This is a genomic window from Neisseria yangbaofengii, assembly GCF_014898075.1.
Taxonomy (GTDB): Bacteria; Pseudomonadota; Gammaproteobacteria; order Burkholderiales; family Neisseriaceae; genus Neisseria; species Neisseria yangbaofengii.
The window spans coordinates 1277082-1300809 of record NZ_CP062976.1 but is presented as its reverse complement, the minus strand read 5'-3'; the positions used below and the strand labels follow the sequence as shown (position 1 = coordinate 1300809).

Genomic DNA, 23728 nt, shown 5'->3' with positions numbered 1-23728 from the left:
TTCGAAGTGGTTTAAAACAGTCAAGATATACGGTATAGGCTTATTTTTAACGCAATTTTACAAAGGTCATCCTATGCCTATTATGACTCTTGGAACCGTGGGAACCAAAGGTGGAACAGGAAAAACAACTGTTACTGCAAACATCGGCGGCATGCTTGCCGATATGGGCTTCCGTGTATTAATGATTGATGCCGACCCTCAAGCATCTTTGAGCAAATACTATCCGCTGCATTACGTTGCACCGAACGGTATTGTCGAGTTGCTTTTGGGAGATAATTCCGAAAATACCATTTCATCTACCGTTTCCAATACGGTTTATCCGAATTTGGACATTATCCTGTCAAACAACCTGTCGGATGATGTCCGTATCAATGTCCAAAACCGCATCGACCGCGCCGTTTTGCTGCGTTCGAAGCTGGTTCATCCGTTCATTCAGACCAATTACGATATTGTTATTATCGACACCCAAGGAGCTGTCGGTCCGGTTCAGGATGCTGTTGTCTATGCTTCAACCATGCTCCTCAGCCCAATCAATCCGAGCGCACTCAGCACGCGTGAGTTTTTGAAAGGTACGTTGGGTCTGCTGGAACGCCTCAGCCTCGGTTCGGCCATCAACTTAGAGGTTCCGCCTCTGCGTGCCTTGATTTACGCGCAAGACCGTTCGCGTAATGCCCGTCTGATTGCTGATGAAATCAAAGCCGAATTCAATACTTCCATTGACGGTAAAAATCAGATTCTGAACACGGTTATTCCGTATGCCAAAGCCTATTTGGAAGCCTCTACTTATCGGATTCCGGTACATTGCCACGAACGCGAACACGCAGGCAAGTCCGAATCTGCACTCTCAGTAATGACTTCTCTCGTGTATGAGCTTTTCCCGCCGATTAAAGATCAGCAGTTGGAAGGCACTTTCTTCAATAATATGGCCGATTTGTACAGCGAATACGGTACAGAAGAACCTGAAACCGATACAGCGGGAGAATAATCATGTCCAACGGCAACCAACCCATCAGACCGACTCGGAAACTGACGGGCGGCTTGGTCAATTCCAGCCTGCTCGTTGCCAATCCGACACAAACCGGTATGAATCTGAATACTGCCCCGCAAAATATGCCGGGCATGTTCCTCAATTTATCAGTCAACGACATTGATTTTTTCGACAAAAATCCCCGCCGCCAACACGACGAGGAATTGTACGGACAAATCAAAGCTTCTATCCGCGCATCGGGCGTACAGCACCCCGTGCATGTGACCCGTCGCCCCGATTCCGGTAAATACATACTGGCACAAGGCGGTAATACTCGCCTTAAAATCGTCAAAGAACTGTATGAGGAAACCGACGATGCCCGTTTTGCAAGCATTCCGTGCATCTATATTGAATACACCAACGACGAAGACATCCAAATCGCCCACCTGATTGAAAACGAACAGCGTGCGGATATGGTTTTTTGGGACAAAGCCTGCGCGTATGCGGAAATCCGCGATATGTTGCAAGAAAAATCCTCTCAAACCTTGGGTTTGCGCAAGTTGGTGGATGAGTTTGGTAAAAAAGGCCTGTCTATTTCATTAGGCGCAGTATCTCTCTACTTCTTTGCTACTGACAACCTGAGCGCACTCGGCAAGTTCTGTAATGACCTTTCCTTATCTAAAAGTTCGGCCATCCGCAAACAATACAACGAATTACTGGGACAGCTTGCTTCCGAGCATGAAACTGGGACAGCGTTTGCCGACTTTTGGGAGGCTACGTTAGATACATGGCACAGCGACCATATTGAAGAGACGGAACTCGATGTTCCGGCGCTTCAAGCATATCTGCAACAGCAGTTTGAGGCCGTTTACGGCATCAAACAGGAAACTGGGACAGCTTCTCCAAGCGGCCATGGCGCGGCTTCCGCCGCCGAAACTGGAACAGCGTCCGATTCGGAGACGCAGGAAAAAGCGGAAACAACAGCAACGCCTGATGTGCAGAGCGACAGCGTGGCTCGGAAGGCGGTCGAACCGCATTACGAGGCATTCATACGCGAAACTGAAACCAGTAACCGCCCTCTTCCTCAATCTGCGGCCGAATCCCCTACTTCCGATTCTGCCCATAATCCCGTAACCCTGCCTTCGGCTGCCGCAGCGGTAGCCTTAGATGAAAATCAGGCAATCAAAGCCCTGCATACTGCTGTGATTAACCTAACAAATGCAGCCAACATCCGTGATTTCCTAATATTTGACGACAAAATGCCTTACGGCTACATGCTGGATTTGCCGGATTTTTCCAGTGACGAATGGCGCGGTAACCTGCTGATAAACGGCAGTCTGAACATCCGTCATCCGCGTGCCTCAGTCGTCTTTGGTTATTTGTGGCAGACCAGCAACGAATCCGAACTGTTCGGTTCGCCTGATATGCTGCAAAAATACAATCCGTTTTTGGCAAACGAACGCAGACATCCCGTACTGGCGGCCGCTTACCGCGATCCGGAATTATTTAAAGACGTGGTTGAATACACTTTGGGAGCGGGCGGTTTCGACAATCTGAACCTGAACGTCTATTACCTGATGACGGGTGATGAAGAACTGTCACCGCTGTTGTTCGAATATCTGCAGGCGGTTATCAATGCACACCGTTGCGGCTGGCCGAAAATGGATGTGTTCAAACCCGTTTGACGAGGAGGACGGAGTATGTTTCCCGAACGAAGAATGTTGAGAAATACGGCACGCCGCCAACCTGTCGTGATGTCGGCTGCAGATACCTACAAGATGCGGCTGACAGGCAAGAACGCCCCGCTCTATGCACAGATTCTGAATATCCTTGCTGCCGGTTCGCCATGCAAGCAGGAACGCATAACCAATTCCGTGATGATTGGTAAATACGCTGAGGTATTCGAATATCTGAGCAAACTGACAGCGGAACAAGTCGGCACGATTGCCGAACGCCTGGCAGGAGTATTAGAAGTCCGTATCGACCTAAACACTTTACAGGAAATCATGCGTATCGAGCGCGAACAGAACGAGAAGCGCCAACGCCAGATGCAGCAATGCGAATGGCTGGTTGCTCATGGTGCGAGTAACATCATGATCCTGAATATGTGCGCGATGCTGGCATCGGCCGACATTAAGAAACTGCGTGCAGAAATGAACCTGCCGGTAGCAGTCGGCCGACGTAAAACACTGGAGCTGGAAGAGCAACTGACGGTTGCAGCTTACTGGGAGGAATTGTGCGAACAGGAGAAAGACAGTTATACGCGCTATCAACTGCTGCACAAAGCCTTTCCCGACTATGACCTTTCCCAGTTGAATACTGCCATCTCGGAGTATCTGAAATGAACAATGTATTAAACCTGTACGAGTATCCCGAACTTGTGGAAATCGAACAGAACCAAGTCATTACCAGCGTATTAGGCTCTTTGATGGAAGAACCGGTGCTGTATGTTCCCGCTTACGGCCAGTTGGCGGGCGATACCTATGCCGGTTACTTCTTATCATGGATGGTTCGTAGCTGCCCTTATGGTCAGTCAGTAACCATCAGCGATGCCGATATGCGTGATGGCTTAGGATTTGGGCAGAGCCGATGGCATAACGTGCGCCGTCTATTGAAGAAACAGGGCTTTTTGTTGTCTGAACGCTCCGGGATGAATACCGTATATAGCCTGAACGAAAAACACTTCTCTGATGCGCTGCGCGAACAGGATAACGCTTTGCGCGGCGACAGCACATACAGCATGAAGCCGTCCGTTCCGGTTGACCGGCTGTGTGCGGCAGCCATGCTGCAATCCGGCCTCAAAATCAACGATGTGTTGTTCTATTTTATGGTTCAGGCACAACAACGCTATCAAACACCCGACAAACGCGGTGATTTTAGTGAATGGATTCTCTATACCGAGAACCAGGTAAAGACCATGTCAATGTTGAATGAGGCAGAGCAACAGCACGCCATGAAAGCTTTGGCTAAAGCCGGATTATTGGAAGCGGGTCGGCATCCTTTATACGAACTGACCGTATTCCGCCTGAACCATAAAGCCATAGCGGATCTGTCATGGCAGTATCTGCATAACCCGCAGGCATAGGGAGGCATCATGAACGAACTGCTCCCTCCGAAAGAGTTCAACGGCAATCTTATTGCCTGTTGGCGGCGCTTGCAGTCAGGCCGCCGTATCGTAGTACACCGCAGCCTGATACAGATTACCGGCAGCCTTAAAACTGCCTCCTATCTGTCACAACTGCTTTACTGGCTGCGGGTCGGTATCAATGTCGAAATCCGTGACGGCTGGATTTTCAAATCTATTGCCGAAACGGAAGAAGAAACAGGATTGACCAAACGTGAACAGGGATTGTGCAAAGACAAACTGGTCGAACTCAACCTGATTCAGGTTGCCCGTATCGGCCAGGGTGCGCGTTTGGCTGTGCGTGTTAATTTGGAGGCATTGTCTGAAGCCATTTGCGAATCTTTCGGTTTAACGCATATTACCCAGTTGACCATTGAGGAATGGCGCAAACAGGAATTAGGATTTATCCGTGACTATTTCAGCGACTCCATCGTGTACCACCTCGATTTAGTATGGTTGACCGGTGACATCCATGCCGCCGTTATCCTGTCGAATGCCCTTCACCAAAGCGCACGTCACGCCAATCTGAACAACCCCTTTATGATGCGCCGTCTGTATTACTCGGCCACCATCAAAGAATGGGAAGAAGCTACCATGCTGGGCTACAAACCTCAGCAGCGTACCCGAACCATGTTGAAGAATGCCGGTCTGCTGGTAGAAAAGCATTACGAGCAGAACGCCCGTATCTTCAGCCACATCAATGGCGCACGTCTAATGGCCATGCTGGAAGAAAAAATCAGCCTCACCCTGAAGCCGGAAATGCGTTTGGGTGTATTGGCAGCACGCAAGGCACAAACGGGGCAGGATTTGGGAAGTGACAAATTGGCAAACTCGGAAGTAACAAAAGGGGAAAGTCAGAAGTTTAGAAGTGACGATTTGGGAAAGCCAGAAGTGACTAATCGGCAAAATATATATAGTAATAATTACAATAATCCTCCTACGGAGGATATTACAACTACAACAAACACCGGTACTGGAACTTCACAGGGATGTGATGTGGTAGTGGTTGATACACCTGCTCCTTCCAATGGGGATGCAGACATCCGTTTTGACGGTTTGGCATACCCCTCCAAGCTGTCCAAATTGAAAACAGACTGCCAACACATCTTCGTTAAGTACTTTCCCAATGGCAGCCACGACCAATATCAGGAAATTCTTGATGAGATTGCCGGTCAGGTTAAACCCGTCAACAGTCCGCTGGGTTTACTGACACACTTGTGCAAACAGGCTGCCAGTCCCGAAGGCTTAACCTACTCATTTGCATCCATTGTGAGAAACATGCGAATTGAAACAGCACGCATGACAGCCAACCGAGTATTGCCGGAAACAGTAGCGCCGTCTGAAACCCCGAAAGAAAAAGATTTTGGCAGAAAAGTCTTTGCCGATATACAGAAGATGCTGAAACAGAAACTCACCCGTTAAAACCATGAATCTCCGATAGTGAAAATCCACGTTTCGGAAGTTGATTAAGCAAGATTCCGAGATGTCGGTTATCTGTGTAATTAAAGTCCGCACACTAAAAGGCTTTTAAGGGTAAGGGGCGAAGCTGAAATTTGCAGGGTGTTCACCCCCTGAACACTCATAGAAACGAATATCAGGGTGTATACCCCCTATACACCCACAGAAACGAATATCAGGGTGTATACCCCCTATACAGAAACGAATATTTCCGCAGCTGGCTCAAAAATCCGACCAGTTTATCCACTTAACCCGAGGAGCTTTTCCATGAGTGCAAAACACCATATCGTTATTCCGCCTTTCGCCATTCAAACACCGCCCGAATGGTCTCAGAAAATACCGACGGTCAAGCAGTCGTTCTTCTCCAACGGGTATGACTATGACGGCGAAGAAAAGCGTTTAGGCGATTTGTTTGGCGGTGTCCATCAGATCAATATTTTCAGCGTTCCGAAGGATAATCCCGAATATGAGGCGGTGCGCCAATTCTCCAGCCACAGGCAGTTGCTTCAAAAATATATCCGAGACAAACGTCTCGCCCCTCGTATGGGGGCTGCCAGCCTCAATCCGTTTTTTAAAAATGCCGGTGCTACTTCTTTGGAAGATATCGAAATTTTTATGAGCGCGGATTCCAAGTTTGACAGTATCGGCAAACTGCGTGATATCCAACAGGACTATGTGTTGCTGCATACCAAACAGGCTGTACGTGCATGGGAGGGGATGAATGATAAGAACCGTATCCGTGAACGCTGGCCGGGTATCCGTTATGTAATGGCATTGACGGCTGAACTGATTAAAATGACCCAAGACGGTAATCCGTTTGCCCATGCCGCACTGATTCGGTTCGAACACGAGTTGTCTCAGACGGCGGCTTTTTTGAAGACCGAAACCGACAAAATGCGTTTGTTGGTGGAACGGGTCAACACTTCCGGCATCCATATCGGTGTGGTTGAAAACGAAAAGCCGGTCAGCATTCCTGTCGGCCATATCCGTGGTTACGGTTTCAGTCTGATCCAACTGTTGACAGCATACGACCTGTATATCCGTCTGGCCAAAACACTGATGCTGAAAGGTCTGTTGGAAAACTCGGTATGTAACGAAATCATCCGTGCAGGAGGTTCGAAAATCAGACGATTGAACCAAAATCTGTATTTGGTCACAATGAAAATGCGCAAGATTAAAAACCTTTCCCGTCACGACTTCCTGAATGATGAAGACGGTTCGCTGGGCAAACGTCTGAAAACGGCGATCGATGAAAAGGCGGTTGATCCTATTCCGCGTAATGTGTTGATCTATGAGACCGTACCGCAATACATTTTCCTGTGCTCTCCGTTCTCGGCTGCCGATTTGGAAAAAATGACGGCTTATGCGGCGCAATACGGGCTTTTGGCTGTCGGGGAAGAAGCATAAGAGTGAATTTTCTTCGGTGGAAAATCCGTGTCATTAAAGTCCGCACACTAAAAGGCTTTTAAGGGTAAGGGGGGCGAAGATGGGTGTATACCCCCTATACACCCACAGAAACGAATATCAGGGTGTATACCCCCTATACACCCTGTCTGCGGATACAGCGTATGCGTTGCGGACATTTCCGTCATGGCAATACCGTGGGCTGATTAGAAATCATTAACCGGCAAGTGGATAGTATGGAACGACAAGATATGACTGCGGATACGCTATACGGGCGTTTCGGCAGTTTGAAACGTATTAAGGGCATTGATGCCGTAGATGGGCAAATCCGCCGTTTTGAAACGGAATGGCGCGAGCTGACTATGGATGCGAAGGTGTTTGCCGCAGAAGTCAAGGAAATGCGGGAACAGGGCATTTTGTTTTTAGGGGTTCGTTCCCGTAGGAACTACGGTATGGGTAAAAACCTGCCGTATTATCCCCGGGACGAGTACCACATTCCCTATGTGTGTTTTCTGTATCGGGGACAAAACCTCAACGAATGGGAACAGGTTTTCGAGTTGCTGCAAAAAAAGAACGCATCGTTCGATGAAATTCTGATCCACTTCCAAGTGCATTTTGCCATGAAGGACTATTTCCACCGTGCGGGGTTGTTGGTATTCCGGCTGAGGCAGCTATACGACATGAAAGTAGAAATTGAGGCAGCGTTGGCTGTGAGCGGTTTTGAAAAAAAGATGCTGCCTGATAAGGTGCGCTACAACCCGATTGAAGAAGATCTGCCCGGATACTGAGGCGGAAACCGGAGGTGTTCAGGGGGTGAACACCCCTGATGTTTGTGCAAGGAGAAATATCTGTGGCAGAGATGAGTCGGAGGTTTGTGCGCGAGATACGCTTCCTGTGGCAGCATTATGCTTATTCCATTTAATTTCAACCGTTTGGGTATTGAAAATGACCGCCTGCAAAATTTTCACAAAACCTATTGACAACTAAAAAATTCGGGAGTAAATTCCACTCTACCCCCATCTCTATCGGTAGAATTTCTGTTCTACCATATTCAAAACACAGGCAATCCGCAAGGAATGCCTGCTATGTCTATTGATTTGAAAATCCGAGGTAATCTCGGTCAAAACATTACCCTCAAAAAAACCCAACGTTCCGGCGGCGAAGAAGCCACCGTACTAAATTTTTCCATCGCCTCTACCGAATACCGTCCTGATAATTCGTCGGGCGAGCGCCGTTATGTCGCAGGCCATACAGAATGGGTCGAATGCGAATACTGGGAGCGCCGTGCCGAGCATTTGGCCGGTATTCTGGTCAAGGGTCTGCCGGTAACGATTACCGGCCGCGAAAGCATCGGTTCTTACGAGAAAGACGGTGTGGTTCACCGTACCCGTAAAATCCGCGTAGAAGACATCTACCTCAATCTGGATTCGACCCGCATCGAATCCGTCACCTTACGTCCGCCACGCCCGAACGATTCCGAAGCGGACGATTCGCCGTTCTGATTCCCTGTTATACGGAATAAGGGCGGCCTTCTGCCGCCCCTGGCTACTCTCACCTTTGGGGCAAACATGTCTAAACCCGATATTTTTGAAATCAACCGCAACCGCGACGGCGGCCGTCAATTTGTCAGCCTGATTGCCGGCGATGATGCTGACGGAATTTTCTATTACGAAAACGAAAATGCGATTGCGACCATGGGTCTGTTCGATCCGCTTCCGGGCTGGAATGCGGAAATGGGTAATTCCTTTGACGAATTGCTGGAAATCCAATATCCGGCAGGCACGCTGATGTCTTTTCACAATTTCGGCATCCCCGACATTGACGAAGTAACCGGCCGTTACGAGGCGGAACGCCTGGGTGCTTACGGCGACGAGTCGGTCGCTTTGGCTAAAGAAGCGGTAGCTGGACGTGCCGAATATCTTCGGGAGGGAACGAAACGCAAACTGCTGCATGCCAGCGATGCCAAAATCCTGCAACCGGTGTGTACTTGGACGCTCAAGATTCCGCTTAAAACCAAACGCCCTTTGGACGGATCGGAAGAAGACTACCGCAAGTTTATGAAGGAATGTGAGGAGTTCAAACGGCTGTACAGCCAGTGTCTGAGCCAGTTGCGCTCGGCCGGCCTCAATATCCGGTTGGCTGACCGTTCCGAAGCGATGGCGATTATGCGGCGCCCCTTTGATATGGACGGCAAATGGGACGGCGGAATTGATGAGGAAATGCCGTTGAACGTGCAGCTGTTCCCACCGGGAACATCGGTGGATTGGGGAATGTTCCGACAGGGAATGCTGCTGTGTAAAGGCTTTTCGCATGACGGTAAAAATCAAAACGTCGGCATTCTGACCATCGACCGTTATCCGACCCAAGAGAAGCCGTGGCATATGTCGCGCATGATCGATTTGATCGGTCATCCAAGCGGCAGCGGCCCGCAGCCGGGTATGCCGTATATGTTCCAGACCACGATTCATTTTCCGAATCAGGATAAAAAGCGCAGCAAGGTCAGTTCCGACCACCTGATGACGGAACGGGCAGCCAAAGTACCGGGAGCGTTGAATATTTCCCCGCGTCTGCGCCGCCGTCTCGCGGGTTTCAAAATGATACAGGAAGAAACCACCAAAGGCGGACAGGTGGTCGAGGTCTGCACGACGTATTCGCTGTTCCATCATTCCCGCCGGCAGATCCGTGAAAGTTTGGCACGCATGGCGGCCTATTTACGCAGTAACGGCTTTCTGATGCGTCAGGAACGGTTGTTACCGGCAGTCAGCTTCTTCAATACGCTGCCGATGAACGCATCGCCGGAGAGCATCAAACGGACGTTCCGTTTTAAAACCATGCCGACCGCTCTGGCGGCACACCTGCTGCCGGTGATGGACGAATGGCGCGGTTTCGGCAACCGCAGCCTGTTTACCACCCGTCGCGGCAAACCGTTCCGATTCGGTATTTTCGACCCGCAGAACTCTAACTACAACGGTCTGATCTTGGGCCAGTCCGGTCAGGGTAAATCGGTACTGTCTCAGCGCATGATTCAGGACGAACTGTCGCTGGGCACCAAGGTTTGGACCATCGACCGGGGCATGAGTTATGTGGCGGCGGCGCAAATCGCCGGCGCACAGGTTATCGACTTCCATCCGAACTCCGACATCTGCCTGAATCCGTTTACCCGTATCAGCGACATCGAGCGCGAGATGGAAATCCTGATTCCGATTTTCGGGAAGATGGCCAAACCGACCGAAGGTTTGGACGATTTGGAAAGCGCCCTGCTGATGGAAGCAATCCAGTCGGTATTTACGGCCAAAGCCAATGATGCCGAAGTAACCGATGTGATTCAGTATTTGCAGGCACAAAGCGGCCATATGAGCGGCAAACAACATGAGTTGGCCATGCTGCTGATGCCTTTCGGCTCGACCGGCAGCATGGGGCGTTGGTTCCGGGGTAAAAACAACCTGCGTACCGAGGCGGACTGGACGGTGCTGGAAATGTCGGGATTGGCGACCAACCGCCATCTGCACGATGTGGTGCTGATGATGACGGCCACCGGCATCAGTCAGGAAATGTTTATGAAACACGACGGCCGCAAACGGCTGTTGTGGCTGGAAGAGTGCGGCGACTTGCTGAAGGATGCGCCGTTCGCGCAATGGACGGGGCAGTTGTGTTCCAAAGTCCGTAAAGAAGACGGCGGCGTATGGGTGGTCGGACAAACCTTCAACCAGGTATTCGCCACCAAATTCGGTTACGACATCATGGGTTCGACCTACACCAAATTCATGTTCCGTCAGACCGGCGATTCGTTGGAACAGGCGACGCGGGAAGGCTGGTTCAAGCCCTCTCCCTATATTTCGAGCCTGTTGCAGAAAATCCATACGGTCAAAGGCGAGTACGGCGAGTTCGTCTTGATTTCCGGCGAAGAGACGGCCGGTATCGTGTGGCTGATCGAAACCCCATTCAACCGCGTGCTGTTCAGTACCGAAGGGGCATTTTTTACCGATTTGAAAAACCGCATCCGTGCCGGTGAGAAAGTGGCGGACCTTATCCGCCGCGAAGCCTGGAACCGTTACGGCGACGGTACGTTTGACTAAGACAAGGATTATGCAATGAGCGCGACATTCTCATTCGGCGATTTGGTGTATTACCGCGAAACACCGGAAATTACCGGCGTGGTGGTCGGTGCCGAGAACGATGGTTGGATTGATGTTGTTTTCGATACGGCGGAAGGACCGCTAGCCGAACACTTCGATTGGGAACGGGTAGCCCACTATTACGGGGATGGAACGACACGCCAAACCATTGACGGTCTGATGGCCGAGGCCGCCCGTTATGAAGGTAAAACGGCACAAACGGAATCTGAAAAGGAGCAGGCATGAGCAGCGAAACCCAAACAGACAATCAGCAGGAAACAGGCGGCCGTCCCGATACGGCCGACAACGGCTCCGGCAGCCTGCTGGCCTTGGGGCTGGCGGCGGCGGCGCTGATGCTGGCCGGCTACAACTTTTACCAGTCGTCTTTCGGCCTTACTGTTAAACCTGCCGCAGGATTTTATGTGGTGGACAGCGACTGCCTGGCGGCGTCTTACCTGACACAGGCAATGAGCCGGTCGCACAACCAAGACCCTGACGAGGTGCGCCGGATGCTGACGCAGAATCTCGAGCAGGTGCAGGAGAAATTCAGCCGGATGTTCGATGACGGCATGATTATCGTCCAACGCTCGGCCGTCGTAACCTACCCTAAAGGGGCGGACATTACCGAGCAGGTGGCACAGGAACTCGGCATTACACTGATTGTACCGCAAACGGGTGTTTCGCCCACTGCCGTGCTACCGCCGGCTTCCCTGCCTCAAGACGGCGGCTTGCCGGCAACCAGTACGGCCGGTGGCGGAGCGGAGTTGGACTGATGAAGGTGTTGGGGAAAGAGCTGACCCGAAACGACTGGCTGCGCGGCCTGTGGGCGGTACCGCTGGTTTTTGCGGTCAAGTTCGCCTCGGTCGGCATTACCGAGCGTTACGGCATCATGCTGGAGCGCACGATTTCCGGCTGTCTGCCGTGGTCGGTCTATCTTTGGGATAAAACAGAGGCTGTCGGACAGTTGGAGCGTTACGATTTGGTGCTGTTCCCGGCCAAAAACATGCAGCCGGTACTGGCAGACGGCGAGATGGTCGGCAAGCTGGTTGCGGGACTGCCCGGAGACACGGTGACGATCAAAAACGGCAATCTGTACATCAACGGCAAATTTTTGGGCGATGTGCGCTACGTCGCCGGCAAGTGGAACAAACCTCTGACGGCATGGGATACCGAATACCGTCTGGGAAAGGATGAAGTTTTCGTGTATGGGACGGAAAAACACTCGTATGACTCCCGCTACCGGGGTCCGTATCCTGTCAGCGCTTTGGTTGGCCGCCTTCGCGTTCTGTTTTGAGGCAAAAGCCGATGATGCGGCGTTTTTAAGCGACCTGATCCGGCAGCAGAAAGCACGCAGCGTGCAGTTTACCAAAGAGGCCGAGCAGCAGACGGCGGGGAGCCGCCGTCTGCCGGCCGGACAGAATCCGACTATGGAGGAATTGCAGCACACGCGCACAGTGGTCTTTTTAAGCCGTTCCATGCCGGAACAAATTGTGTTGGGTCTGTTGGAACAGGGAGCCGGACGTAAAGACGTGGTGTTTGCCTATCGTGGCTGGGGGAACGGCAGTGTGGAGGAAATGTTCGATTATACCGACACCCTCTATAAAAAGCTGTCGCAGCGTGCCAAGAAAAACCCGCCGAACATCATCGTGCAGCCGGCTGCATTTGCCGAATACCGGATAACCTACGTTCCGGCACTGGCGCATCAAGACAGCAACAACAAATGGTATCTGGTGCAGGGTGTACAAAACATCAACGCCTCAGTCAATGCGGTCAAAGAGCGCCGTTTCAACCAACGCCTGAGCCAGCAGTGGCGCGTGAGCGAACCCGATCAGGCAGACGTTATGCGCCGACAGGCACAAAAGCGCGACTGGAACAAGGAAGCGGCACAAGCCCGTCAGGATGCACAGGCAGCCTTGGCAGGCCGTCTGAACCTGCCGGCAGCCGCAGAGCGCAAAATTACCCGCCTGATTCCTTATCAGACGGCCGCTTTCGATATTCGTGATCCGAAAACCGGCAAGGTTCTGTATCCGCGCGGAACACGCTTCAATGTTTTGGCCTTGGATCCGGCCGGCGTGCGCGGTTTGGTGGTCATCGACGGCCGCAATGCCTGGCAGGTACGTTTCGCCCAAGCCATGAAGAAATACCATCCCGCTCTGGTGGTGCTGTACACACGCTTAGGCCGTTTGGACGGTGCGGGGCTGAATGCCGCTCCGTTGGATGACAGAACCCGCAAGCTGTTGCAGGTCAAAGCCGTACCGACCTATTACCGTCAGAACGGCAAGCATTTTGATGTCGTCGAAGTGAAAAATCCGTAGGAGTCCGTCATGTTGAAAAAAATCCTTGCCGCGCTGCTTTTTTGTACAGCAGCCGGTTTTGCTTCGGCTAACAGCTGTTCCAATGCCGGTATGGGCGCAATCACCGACTTCTGCTTTGATTCGGCCTTCCCTTTACGCATCATGGGCAACACCGTTATTTCCGGTAACGACGTACCCAATCCGCCGCACGCGACCAATAAGAGTATCTGCAAATGCGGCAAAGAACCGTATGTCCGCTACGGCTATACGCGCGGTATGTGGCTGCCTACCCGCTTGGTCGAAGTCATGCGCAATCCTTCCTGCTCGCCCGTCTACGGCGACAAAGTCGGACAGGTTCTGAAACAGATGTCCCGTGTCGGCGGACTGACCGGCGAGGCTTCCGCCAACGGCGGCAGCGTCGGCCAAGGAAAATACGATACCGGTTTCTATCACTACCACAGCTGGGTATTCCCGCTGTACAACATTTACGGCTGGATCCCGCGCTGTTTCTATCGCGGCTCTTTCGAAAGTTCGGTCTTGCAGCCTACCTGGTCGAAACGCGACGAGGTATGGAGCAACCTGCTCTATCCGGAGTGGATGGCCATCGGCAACGTCGCCAACAATCCCCTGTTCGATATGGCGGCGCATACCGCCTCCTGTGTGGCCAATACCACCGGAGCCGGTTGGGGTTATGCCGACGATACCGCTTTTTGGTTGGGCGGCTGCATGGGCAACAACCTGCCGGCCGTCGGTACGCTGTCGGCCGAGCGCGACAGCACCATTGCCACTTCGACGATTCTGAACCGGTCCATCATGGTGTCCAACCGCACCGGCGGTTTTGCCAGCATGAGTACCGTCGGCGACAACGCATTGTGTTCGCCGATACCCGCTCCTTTTCCGCGCAAATCCGAATTTAAGTCCACCATGCTGTATCCGTACAGCGAATCTTCTTCCGGTTCGACTTCCGGCAGTGCCGAGGGTTTGGATTTGGGTGCGGCCGTCAAGCAAGGCGCGGGAGAGGTGGCGAGCTTTTTGAACATTACCAGCCGCTGCGCCCACCGTCTCGGAGCCAGCAGCCTGCGTTGGGGCATGGGCCGCAGCGAGAAAGGTACGAAAACCGGCGACGAAGATGCGGTTTATCTGTTGTGGCGTTGGGTGGACTGCTGTGAATTTGATTGAGGAGTGAGAGATGAATACCGTTAAAACCGCCGCCGTCTGCATGACCCTGTTTGCCGCCCTGAATGCGTCGGCACAGGACGGCAAACAGGAAATGGACAGAAAAGTATTCGGTGAAGAGCGCCGCAACATCGGCACGCCGGCCGCCGCCAAAGCACCGGCAGAGAAAAAAGCAGACAGCCCTGCGCCGAAAACCGGCTACAAGCGCAAACCGAGCGAACAGGAAGCGGCACGCCAACTGTACGAGCGCTTTACCCACGGCGACAGCCTGTATGCAGCCAAACTGAGGGATGCTGCCAACGGCGGCAACCGCTGGGCTTCGCTGTATTACGGCTACCTAGCCGAAACCGGCAAACTGTCCGGCCGTCAGGATATGCAACTGGCGCTGCGTTCCTATCAAAAAGCAGTGAAAAATGCCGACGGCAGTCTGACCGGCAACCATTTGGCCGCCTACAACCTCGGCCTGGCCTACTACTACGGCAAGGGTGTGGCGGCGGACAGCCGCAGCGCATTGAAATGGTTTCTGACCGCAATACAGGCATACCGCGAAAGTAAAGGCCGCAACGCTGTGTTTTGGCCGGCCGAATACCATGCCGGCCTGATTAAGGAAGCGGCCGCCAAAACCGCACCGGCGCAGCTGGCCGAGGCTCGCAGCCATTATGCCAATGCCGCCCGGATGCGCGACCCGAACGCGCTTTACCGTTACGGCCTGCTGATTGCCGCTGAAAACCAGCCTGCGGCGCTTCCCTATTACAACCGTGCTGCCGACCGCTGGCACAGCGGCGCAATGGTGGCTTTGGCACGCTATTACGGCAAAAGCGACAGCCTGCACAAAGCAAACCGTCTTGAAGCCGCACGCTGGTTGCAAATCGCGGCGGCAACCGACAAACGGTACGCATCTTATGCCAAGCGCGCCATGAACAGTCTGAAGCCGGACGAACAGAAGCGGGTCGGCAGTTCCGTCACCATGTGGCTGCAACGCCGGGGCATCCGCCCTACTCCGTCCGACTACGCCGCGCCGCTGTTTGAAGACCCTGCCACCATCCGATAGAGGCCGAATACGATGAAAAACTGGAAAACAAAAACCGCCGCCGGTCTGATGCTGGCCGCTTTGGTCGGTGCGGGTTGGAGCATGCAGGCACTGGCAGAGGGTTCCGCCTTCGGTAAGGCTACCGACGACGGCTACTTCTGGTACAAGGACAGGCCTGCCGCCAAACCCAAGCCTAAGTCCAAAGAAGAACCCAAACCGGAAGCTGTGCCGGCTCCGAAGCCATCTGAAAAACAAGAAGCACCCAAGGCAGAAAAAAAGGCCGAGTTCGGCTCCGCCACCTGGATACGCGACAAACAGAAAGAGCTGCTCGAGCTGGCGATTTCCAATCCGACCGAAGAGAACGTCCGCGCCTATCTATACGTCAACCGGCTGATGCTCGATAAGGCCGACGAATTTGCCCGTATGAGCAAAAAAGTGACCGATGCCGACCCGATGCTGTCCGAATCGGTGCGCGTACCGATTTCCGCCTTGGCACGCCAACAGGTACTGTGGCAGATCGACCAGGCCAAAGAAGGCATCATCAAGGATTTGAGCCGCAAAGCCGGTATTTGGATGTTTTTCGACAGCAGCTGCGCCTTTTGCCAAAGCCAGTACCAAGTTACCAAGATGTTGGAAAAGAAATACAACATGCAGGTGCGCTACATCAGTACCGACGGCGGTGTCATCAACGGCATGAAACCCGCGCAAATCCGTTATGACCGTGGCGGACAACGCGCACGCAGCATGGGCATCCAACTGACACCTGCAACCATTTTGGTTGCTCCGCCCGACCGCGTGGCCGTCGTCGCCCACGGCGCAATGAGCATGAGCGAGTTGGAACAAAAAATCGTAACGGCGGCCATCGACATGAATCTGGCCGACCCAAACCTGACCAACATCGCCAAACTAAACGAGCGCGGTATGATCAGTAGCAAGGATCTGAATGCCGCCAAAACCAAGTTGGAAGATCCGGATAATATGGACGAAGTGGTCAAAATGCTGAACCGCATCATCAAAAACAAAATGTAGGAGACCCGAGTTATGTCGATTCTGAAAAACAAAGCTAAACGCACTTACGCAACCGTCAAAATCGGCGTAGTGGCCGCCTCACTGCTGTTTGCCACCCTGCCTTCGACCGTTCAGGCCGACATCGCCTCCGGCATGGACGCGATGTGGACGACGACCACTCCCGAATTGGGCGCGGTCAACGGTAACTACGGCGGTTCGCTCGGCGGTCTGAGTATGCGTTCTCCGGTGCGTTCGTTCAATATTCTGGCCTACGACCCGCCGCGCTTTTCTGCCGGCTGCGGCGGCATTGATGCCTACTTCGGTTCGTTTTCCATGATCTCCGTGGACAATATGCGCAACATCATCCGCGCAATCATGGCCAACGGTACCGGCTATGCCCTCAAAATCGCCTTGGACAATATGTGTCCGTCCTGCCAAAACATCATGAGTGGCCTGCACGACATGACCAGCAAAATTAACGGAGCCGCCAAAAACACCTGTCAAATCAGCAGCGCGATGGTTGAGGCGGCACGCGGCGATACTTCGCAGATGAGCAGCATGCTCGGCGAAACCAAAGGCAGTTTCGAGGCGGCATGGGGTGCGGCCAAAGGTGCGGTTTCCGATTTTTCGGAAGCCCTGCAAAAGCGCAGCTATTCCGGTAAAAATGCCAACCGTCCCGATGATGCGGCTGACCAGTCCACCATTTACGGCAACAACATGATGAATACCCTGGCATCCGCCGGCGTATTCGGCAAAAACGGTCAGGGCGGCGGCGGTATCAATACCGAGCCTTACGGCGGCGACCAGAGCTATCTGCAACTGGCGATGAACCTGTACGGTACCACCATTGCGCTGACCGGCAGCAATGCCGCTTCCAGCACTTCCGGAGGCATGTTTGCCAAGGAATCCAAAGAAAAAGGCGACAAGGTGTACGAACCGATTTGGTCGTTCCGTGATTTGGTGTACGGCAGAGAGACCGGTGCGGCATTGGACGGCTACAAATGTTCCGATTTCAACATCAATAAGGCCGACAGCTGCCAAACTGTGACCATGGCCGAAACCGAGTTTCCCGGCGTGAAACGCTACATCATCAATATGATGACCGGCAAACAGACCGCCTACGGCGACAGCAGCAGTATGGGGGACTCCGTCGTAACCGCCATCGCTCCCGATTCGATTATGGCGCACCTGGCCGACAATACCATCGCCCAAAGTACCAAGCAGATTGCCTTCGTCAATTCGCTTCCGGAAGAAATCCGCAGCAAGCTGGCCGCCGCAGCCAAATCCGGTACGCGCCTGCAAACCCAAGCCGTCTCCGCCTTTGCCGACGCATGGGCGGAGCAGATGGGCGCAGAGCTGGTGATGGCCATGAACAAAAACATCGCCTCGGCCTACTCTGCCAACGTGACCCAGAACGGCAAGCATATCGTGCCGCTGAGTGACAGCCAAAAAACACAAATGGCAAAACTGGAGCAGGAAGCCAACAACCGCCTGACCTTCAACGCCCGTTCCCAAACCATGCAGAACCTGTCGCAGATGCTGGATACCGCATTGGCGATTAAAAACGGATTGACCACCGCAGCAAAATAAGGAAACCGTATCATGCCTTCCCTGAAACGCCACCTGACCCGCCTCAGTGCTGTCTTGGCTTTATTGGCGGCTTTCGTACCGGCCGCCTATGCCGCCATTCCCGACAGCGAAATTCCCGGCAATGCCGATATTTCGACCATTTGGGTGGTCGGCGACATCGACATGGTTACCCGTACCTTCAGCATGATTGCCATGCTGTTCAACAGCGATTCCGGCTCTATGGTCATCTCCGCCATCCAGCTGGCCATCCTGATTGCCATCACGCTGATGTGCCTGAGCGCGGCCACCTCGATGAAATTCGAGCCGTTCAAAACCATCCTGATGATTATCTTTTTGGCGTTCGCGATTATTCCGACCACGCCGGTATATGTTGCCTCCTATTACGACCAAGCATTGAATAGCAATGCCGGTGCGGTGCGTTTCCGTAAGGTGGACAACATCCCGGTCGGTGTGGCATGGACGTTGGGCTTGTTCAGCAAGTTGGGCAAGAGTTTTACCGAGGGCATCGACACGGCCAGTACCGTACTGCCCGATGCCAACTGGACGGGTACGGCAGCCGTCGAAGGGCCGGTAGCCGGCAATCTGTCGGTACACGGCACGCAGGGCTTCTTCAGTCCGCTGCGTACGCTGATGCAGTTGCGCCGTCAGTTTAATACTCCTGAAAACGCCTTAATCATGACCAATATGGCTATTGCCACCCGTTCCTGTGGCTGGAATGTGCGCTGGAGCGATGTGAGCAAAGAAGGCTTTTTGCGTGTATTGACCAGCGGCCATCAAAGCGGTATGACACAGATTATGGTTCCCGATCCGGCTGGCGGCGGCAAGGCCATCCAAACTTCGATGAACTGTGCCGATGCCGGCAAAATCATTGCTGCCCAAGTATTGAGCCACACTACTCCGGCAACCGCGCAAAGCGCTTCGGCAGCCGCTAATCAGATTGTGTCCACCCGCAACATGAGCGGCAGCTCCGGTGTAACGCTCGACCCGTCTGCGCGTGCGGTCAAAATTTAGACCGAGTTGGATGAATTGCCCGGCGCATTGGCGACCCAGGTTGGCGGCTCTTCCGGCAGCAATCCGTAACCGGCGGACGTATTGACGACGGCCTACGCCATGGCGCAGCAGAGCGGTACCCTGACACCGAATGCCTTGGCACAGTATTACAGTGCCGGCGTGCAGATTGATGCGGCTTCGATTCAGGCTTCGATGATTTTTAACCAAATCGCTAACCAGTGTATCGGCGCACAAGATGCCGCCTGTACTCAGGCCGCCGCCATGATGACGGATGCCATCGGTACTTCCGCCGTGGATGCCGCCGGTGAAGCGTCGATTTTTCAGACGCTGGCCGAAGGCTTCTTGAACCTGATGCTGTGCCTGTATATCGGCGTGACCCCGCTGATGGTATTCATGATTGTGATTCGCGGCTGGGCGGGTTTCAAACTGTTGGGCATGTACATCATGTTGGCGGCGTGGATTAACTCCTGGCTGCCGATTGACACCCTGATTGCCCATTTCATGCAGCAAAACCTGATGGACAACCTCTACAAAGCAACCTTGGCCATTATGTACAGCGGTACGCCGAACGTGGTGCTGTCCCCGGGATTTACCGCCGGACTGTTCGACAGCATCCAAAAATCCATCCTGACCGGTTCATCGCTGATGGCCTATATCCCGACCATTCTGTTCTTTATTTTGAGCGGTTCGGCCTACGGATTTGCGGCGATTGCCAACCGTGCCAACTTGGTCGGCCAAAATGCCATCAAGGAAGAACTGGAGGCACCGGATCTCCACAAAACCAGCGTTATCGGTGCAGAGAGGATGATTCAGAATGCGACCCAATACGGCCCTGCGGAAAGCATGGAGGATTTGCAGTCCAACGCCTATGCAAACAGCCCGACCACTTTCAACCTCGCCATGACCGACAGTCAGACCGAAACGGCCAAGCGCGTACTGTCCGCACAGGCCAGTGCGTTGGGTACGACGGCGGAGCAGATGACGTTTGCCCATGTCGATTCGAACGGCGTAGCCACCTCTTCCGGCTGGGTCATCGACCAGGCGACCGGCCAGCAGGCTTCGGCGCGTTATGTGGAAGCGGGTACGCATGTGATGGCGGACTCAACTACTCAGGCTGCCGGTGGTAAGGTCTATGCAGGAGGGGAGATAACCGCAAAAACTGGGCTTGAAGCCTTTGGAAACGGAGGTGGAATTGCTTTGAAAGGTGGCGGCTTAGTGGAAATTTCTACTAGCGGCCAAACTAGTGATACAAGCAGCACCAGTACCGGTAGCGAGAAATCGGAAGGCACGACGACCAGCAGCAGCGTAACCAACCGCAACGGCCTGACCATGACGGCGGCCAGCCTGGACTCGCAGACACTGCAACAGGTCCACAGCCAGACCCTTTCCGATTTGCGCTCTGATATGAGCAGCCTGGAGAACGCTGCTTCCCTGCAACAATCCGGCAGCAGCGCCACCAGCATCGACCAAAAAATGTTCAACGAGGTCATGATTAACGTCGACCGCGACAGTCAGGCCGCCGACATCCAGCGTAATGCGGCCATTACCGCTGCCGAGCAGTACAGCGACAAAGTGGCGCAGACCATTATGGATGCGGGTCGATTCGGCGGCAATGCCAACGGTGCGCTGTTTGACAGATTGATGGCATTCAATGCCGGTGGCAGCGATGCGGAACGGTTAGCGGCCAATGCCGCCATGCGCGAAATCTTCAACCACAGCGATATGCAGGGCATCGAAACCCACAAAGCCATGCTGGAAGGCCGTATGGATATGCTGGAGCATCAGAAGATGATGCAGGGACAGGCAGCGGCGCGTATCAACCAAGACATCGACCCTCAGCACGCGGCTTCCGTCGGCAGTTTCCGTCAGGATTTGAATGTCGGCGAACGGCTGGGCGGTACCCGCAACCTCGGTCCGCAGGTCGGTGAAAAGGTCAACAGCATGGGCATGACCATTGCCGAGCAGCGTAAGGTGATTGAGGCCAACAACGCCATGAAAGTGGCTGCGATTGAAGAAAAACAGGCGATTGAGAAGGAGTTGCGTCAGCGAGCTTCATGGGAAAAAGCTGGGGAAGCATTGGCAAGAGGTGTTGGGCTGACTAAAACTGCTATTTCAGATTCAACTGATACCCTAAACAAACGCTATGCCGAACTGAACAAGATGTTGGACAACTACAATCCCAACGATTCCAGCAAAACGTTTGACGGTTCGTCGCTAGAAAGCATTATCGGCCGCAAGCTGACTGCACCGACAGCGGAACAAATGCTGGATTACAGCGACCAGAACCCTACCCCGTCTTCAGGCAGCCTGCACAAAACCTCAATGAATACGCCGGACAACGGCAGCTACCTATCCACCGACCGTGAAGGACTGACGACGTTGGCACGCAACAAAGCCTTTGGCGGTGAAGCCAAAAACGGGGTGAAAACCCAAGAAGGCGTATTGGCGATGGCGCACGCAATGGAAAAACTGTTCGATACCGACAAGCAGGATGTCCGTTTCAGCGCCTTCAACGACTCCTACCATGTCGATAACCGTCCGAACAGTAAACATGTACGCGGTTTGGCACTAGATATGGTTTTAGACCAAGAAGGCAAAAGCACGCAGGCCTTGGGTACCGGCCATACCAGTTGGATGGCGGCCGAACATAAAATCCGTGACTTTATGCAGCAAAACGGGTTCAGTGACAAAGACTATTATGTGAATTATGAGAAGAAAGGAGAAGGCGGTGCCACCGGGGATCACATCCACTTCAACTTTAAGAATCAGGCGGCTGCCGAGCGCTTCGAACGGCTGGCTGAATCCGGTCAGGTACGTGGTCTGGGAGAAGTTACTTCAAGCAGTTCGGCTACCGCATCCGCATCACCGGGCAATGCTGCTCCGATGTCCGCATTGCGCTCCCTCATCAGTAAAGGCGAAGGCGGTTACAATTCGGTCAATTTAGGCGAACGCCACGGACAAAGAGCCGCTACACGCAATTTGTCCGGTATGACGGTAAACGAAATCATGGCCGCCCAACGGAGCAAGGAATTTAATGCCGTCGGACGTTATCAGATGATTCCGTCCACCTTCGCTTCCGGTGTCAAAGCATTGGAGCTGTCCGGTAACGAAAAATTTACGCCGGAATTGCAGGAGCGTTTCTTCAGCGAATACCTGATTGGCAAAGCAGGCGGCGGTGCGGCTTTGGACTTTATCAAAGGCAAGCACAACGACCTTAATAAGGCGATGGTGGCCATGGCGAAGGAGTGGGCATCATTCCCAGTGCCTCATGCCATGAAAGGCCATGTGCGGCATGTGGCCGCCGGTCAAAGCTATTATCACGGGGTGGGCAACAACAAGGCGCATTTGAGTCTGAGTGATGTCCGGGCTGCACTGATACATGCCAAGAGTACGTTCGGTTGAGCATAAAAAAGAGCTGGCTAACCAGCCAGCTCTTTTTTAAAATGCTTTTGAAATTAAGGTGAAAATTTCACGAATTATAGGTGCAAATACAATTAAGAGAATTAAAAGAAGAATACTTCCAAAGATCTTAACTATCTTCTGATTTTTCTTGTAATGTTTAGTTCCTTTAAAGGCATCAATCAACTGGTTCATAGACTCACTATCCAACTGGGTCAAATCCACTTTGGTCAGGTCGATGTTCTGATTATTCTGTTTCATAGCCTTACTCCTGTCAAAGATTCCAAAAATATCCCGTTTGTTTGTCCGAGGTATTGCAAAATGAAAAAAAACGTCGTTACTGTTTTGACGGCCGTGCTTTTGGCCGCACAACCCGCTTTCGCCAAAAGTGCCAAAGAGCAGGTAGAGGGGTGTCTGCAAGGCAAAATCGCCAACAAATCTTGTCTGACGATGATTGCAAACTACTGGAAACACAGTCCCGCCATTGAAAAAATCGCACGCGAGGAAGGTGTTGATCCGGGTTTGTTCAAGGCACTGGTGGCTTACGAGAGCCGATACAACCGCAAGGCGGTTTCACGGGTTAAAGCGACAGGTCTGACCCAAGTCATGCCGGGTACCGCAGCCGATTTGGGTGTACACCATTTGCAGTTATTCGATGCCGAAGTTTCCATCCGTACCGGCAGCCGCTATCTGCGTAAGATGCTGGACGAATTTAAATCCGTCGATCTGGCGTTGGCCGCCTATAATGCGGGACCGGGAAACGTCCGCAAATACGGCCGAAGCATTCCGCCGTTTAGGGAAACCCGCGCCTATGTCCGCAATATTACTTCCCTATACCGTCTGTTTCAAGAAAAATCATCCAAAACAGAGAATTATAGACAGGGAAATCTGCAAAAAATTTCCGATTCCGCAACGGCTGAAACACTCCGTGTCAGCCTGCCTTCCAAGCCAACGCCGATGCGCGGGTCAGGTCGTCTGAAAAACACAGCCCAAGCCGCTAAAAAATCTGTTAAGAAACAGGAAGGCTATTTCCATACGACTGAACGTACTGCCGTGCACCCAAGCAGTAGCGGAAACTTCCAGTCCACCGGCAAGACCGTATCCCATGCGGCCGATACCGGCGGCTATTTCCAATCCACCGGCAGTTGATAA

At 53.0% G+C, this 23728-nt stretch carries 21 protein-coding genes; 20 read left to right on the top strand and 1 reads right to left on the bottom strand.

The window, feature by feature from the left end; all coding sequences use genetic code 11:
* Positions 1-82 precede the first annotated feature (82 nt).
* The 19 genes from H4O27_RS06215 (at position 83) to H4O27_RS06120 (ending at position 22579) form a co-directional block, all read left to right on the top strand.
* Positions 83-985 carry a ParA family protein gene (locus H4O27_RS06215; protein ID WP_226883463.1) on the top strand — a complete coding sequence of 301 codons (903 nt, stop codon included), beginning with the start codon at positions 83-85 and terminating at the stop codon, positions 983-985.
* Between the two features lie 2 nt (positions 986-987).
* Entirely contained in the window at positions 988-2652 is a 1665-nt protein-coding gene (locus H4O27_RS06210; protein WP_165007772.1) for a ParB N-terminal domain-containing protein, read from the top strand.
* 15 nt (positions 2653-2667) lie between these two features.
* On the top strand, positions 2668-3312 hold the full coding sequence (locus H4O27_RS06205; RefSeq protein WP_193004366.1) for an STY4526/YPO1902 family pathogenicity island replication protein: 645 nt from the start codon (positions 2668-2670) through the stop codon (positions 3310-3312).
* Positions 3309-4052, top strand: a complete 744-nt coding sequence (locus tag H4O27_RS06200) for a hypothetical protein (RefSeq protein ID WP_165007768.1) — start codon at positions 3309-3311, stop codon at positions 4050-4052. The genes H4O27_RS06205 and H4O27_RS06200 overlap by 4 nt, the downstream gene beginning before the upstream one ends.
* A gap of 9 nt (positions 4053-4061) precedes the next feature.
* Positions 4062-5513, top strand: coding sequence for a hypothetical protein (locus H4O27_RS13035; protein ID WP_226883461.1), 1452 nt, complete (start codon positions 4062-4064; stop codon positions 5511-5513).
* A gap of 303 nt (positions 5514-5816) precedes the next feature.
* Positions 5817-6956 carry an AcaB family transcriptional regulator gene (locus H4O27_RS06185; RefSeq protein ID WP_165007762.1) on the top strand — a complete coding sequence of 380 codons (1140 nt, stop codon included), beginning with the start codon at positions 5817-5819 and terminating at the stop codon, positions 6954-6956.
* A gap of 233 nt (positions 6957-7189) precedes the next feature.
* Positions 7190-7741 (top strand): hypothetical protein, encoded by a 552-nt coding sequence (locus H4O27_RS06180; RefSeq protein WP_165007760.1) that lies wholly within the window; start codon positions 7190-7192, stop codon positions 7739-7741.
* A 297-nt stretch (positions 7742-8038) separates the two neighbouring features.
* Positions 8039-8455 (top strand): single-stranded DNA-binding protein, encoded by a 417-nt coding sequence (locus H4O27_RS06175; RefSeq protein ID WP_165007758.1) that lies wholly within the window; start codon positions 8039-8041, stop codon positions 8453-8455.
* A 66-nt stretch (positions 8456-8521) separates the two neighbouring features.
* The gene (locus H4O27_RS06170; RefSeq protein WP_165007756.1) at positions 8522-11029 is read left to right on the top strand and encodes a TraC family protein; all 2508 of its coding nucleotides are present in this window, start codon (positions 8522-8524) and stop codon (positions 11027-11029) included.
* Between the two features lie 15 nt (positions 11030-11044).
* On the top strand, positions 11045-11314 hold the full coding sequence (locus H4O27_RS06165) for a hypothetical protein (RefSeq protein WP_165007754.1): 270 nt from the start codon (positions 11045-11047) through the stop codon (positions 11312-11314).
* Entirely contained in the window at positions 11311-11841 is a 531-nt protein-coding gene (locus H4O27_RS06160) for a hypothetical protein (RefSeq protein WP_165007752.1), read from the top strand. The genes H4O27_RS06165 and H4O27_RS06160 overlap by 4 nt, the downstream gene beginning before the upstream one ends.
* Positions 11841-12362 (top strand): signal peptidase I, encoded by a 522-nt coding sequence (gene lepB / locus H4O27_RS06155; RefSeq protein WP_165007750.1) that lies wholly within the window; start codon positions 11841-11843, stop codon positions 12360-12362. The genes H4O27_RS06160 and lepB overlap by 1 nt, the downstream gene beginning before the upstream one ends.
* Positions 12295-13383: a TrbC family F-type conjugative pilus assembly protein gene (locus H4O27_RS06150; RefSeq protein ID WP_165007748.1), complete on the top strand. Its 1089-nt coding sequence runs from the start codon at positions 12295-12297 to the stop codon at positions 13381-13383. Before lepB ends, H4O27_RS06150 begins: the two co-directional genes overlap by 68 nt.
* A 9-nt stretch (positions 13384-13392) precedes the next feature.
* Positions 13393-14541 carry a TraU family protein gene (locus H4O27_RS06145; protein ID WP_165007729.1) on the top strand — a complete coding sequence of 383 codons (1149 nt, stop codon included), beginning with the start codon at positions 13393-13395 and terminating at the stop codon, positions 14539-14541.
* A 10-nt stretch (positions 14542-14551) separates the two neighbouring features.
* Positions 14552-15589 (top strand): tetratricopeptide repeat protein, encoded by a 1038-nt coding sequence (locus H4O27_RS06140; RefSeq protein WP_165007725.1) that lies wholly within the window; start codon positions 14552-14554, stop codon positions 15587-15589.
* 12 nt (positions 15590-15601) lie between these two features.
* Positions 15602-16597: a conjugal transfer protein TraF gene (traF, locus tag H4O27_RS06135; protein WP_165007722.1), complete on the top strand. Its 996-nt coding sequence runs from the start codon at positions 15602-15604 to the stop codon at positions 16595-16597.
* Between the two features lie 12 nt (positions 16598-16609).
* Positions 16610-18166, top strand: coding sequence for a conjugal transfer protein TraH (locus tag H4O27_RS06130; RefSeq protein ID WP_165007719.1), 1557 nt, complete (start codon positions 16610-16612; stop codon positions 18164-18166).
* 12 nt (positions 18167-18178) lie between these two features.
* Entirely contained in the window at positions 18179-19177 is a 999-nt protein-coding gene (locus H4O27_RS06125; protein ID WP_165007716.1) for a conjugal transfer protein TraG N-terminal domain-containing protein, read from the top strand.
* Between the two features lie 99 nt (positions 19178-19276).
* On the top strand, positions 19277-22579 hold the full coding sequence (locus H4O27_RS06120; protein ID WP_165007713.1) for a conjugal transfer protein TraG N-terminal domain-containing protein: 3303 nt from the start codon (positions 19277-19279) through the stop codon (positions 22577-22579).
* A gap of 36 nt (positions 22580-22615) precedes the next feature.
* On the opposite strand, the gene H4O27_RS06115 is transcribed toward H4O27_RS06120, so the two are convergent.
* On the bottom strand, positions 22616-22837 hold the full coding sequence (locus H4O27_RS06115) for a hypothetical protein (RefSeq protein ID WP_165007710.1): 222 nt from the start codon (positions 22835-22837) through the stop codon (positions 22616-22618).
* 60 nt (positions 22838-22897) lie between these two features.
* Here H4O27_RS06115 and H4O27_RS06110 point away from each other — a divergent pair, with 60 nt between their 5' ends.
* Positions 22898-23725, top strand: coding sequence for a transglycosylase SLT domain-containing protein (locus H4O27_RS06110; RefSeq protein WP_206224741.1), 828 nt, complete (start codon positions 22898-22900; stop codon positions 23723-23725).
* The last annotated feature ends 3 nt before the right edge of the window (positions 23726-23728 follow it).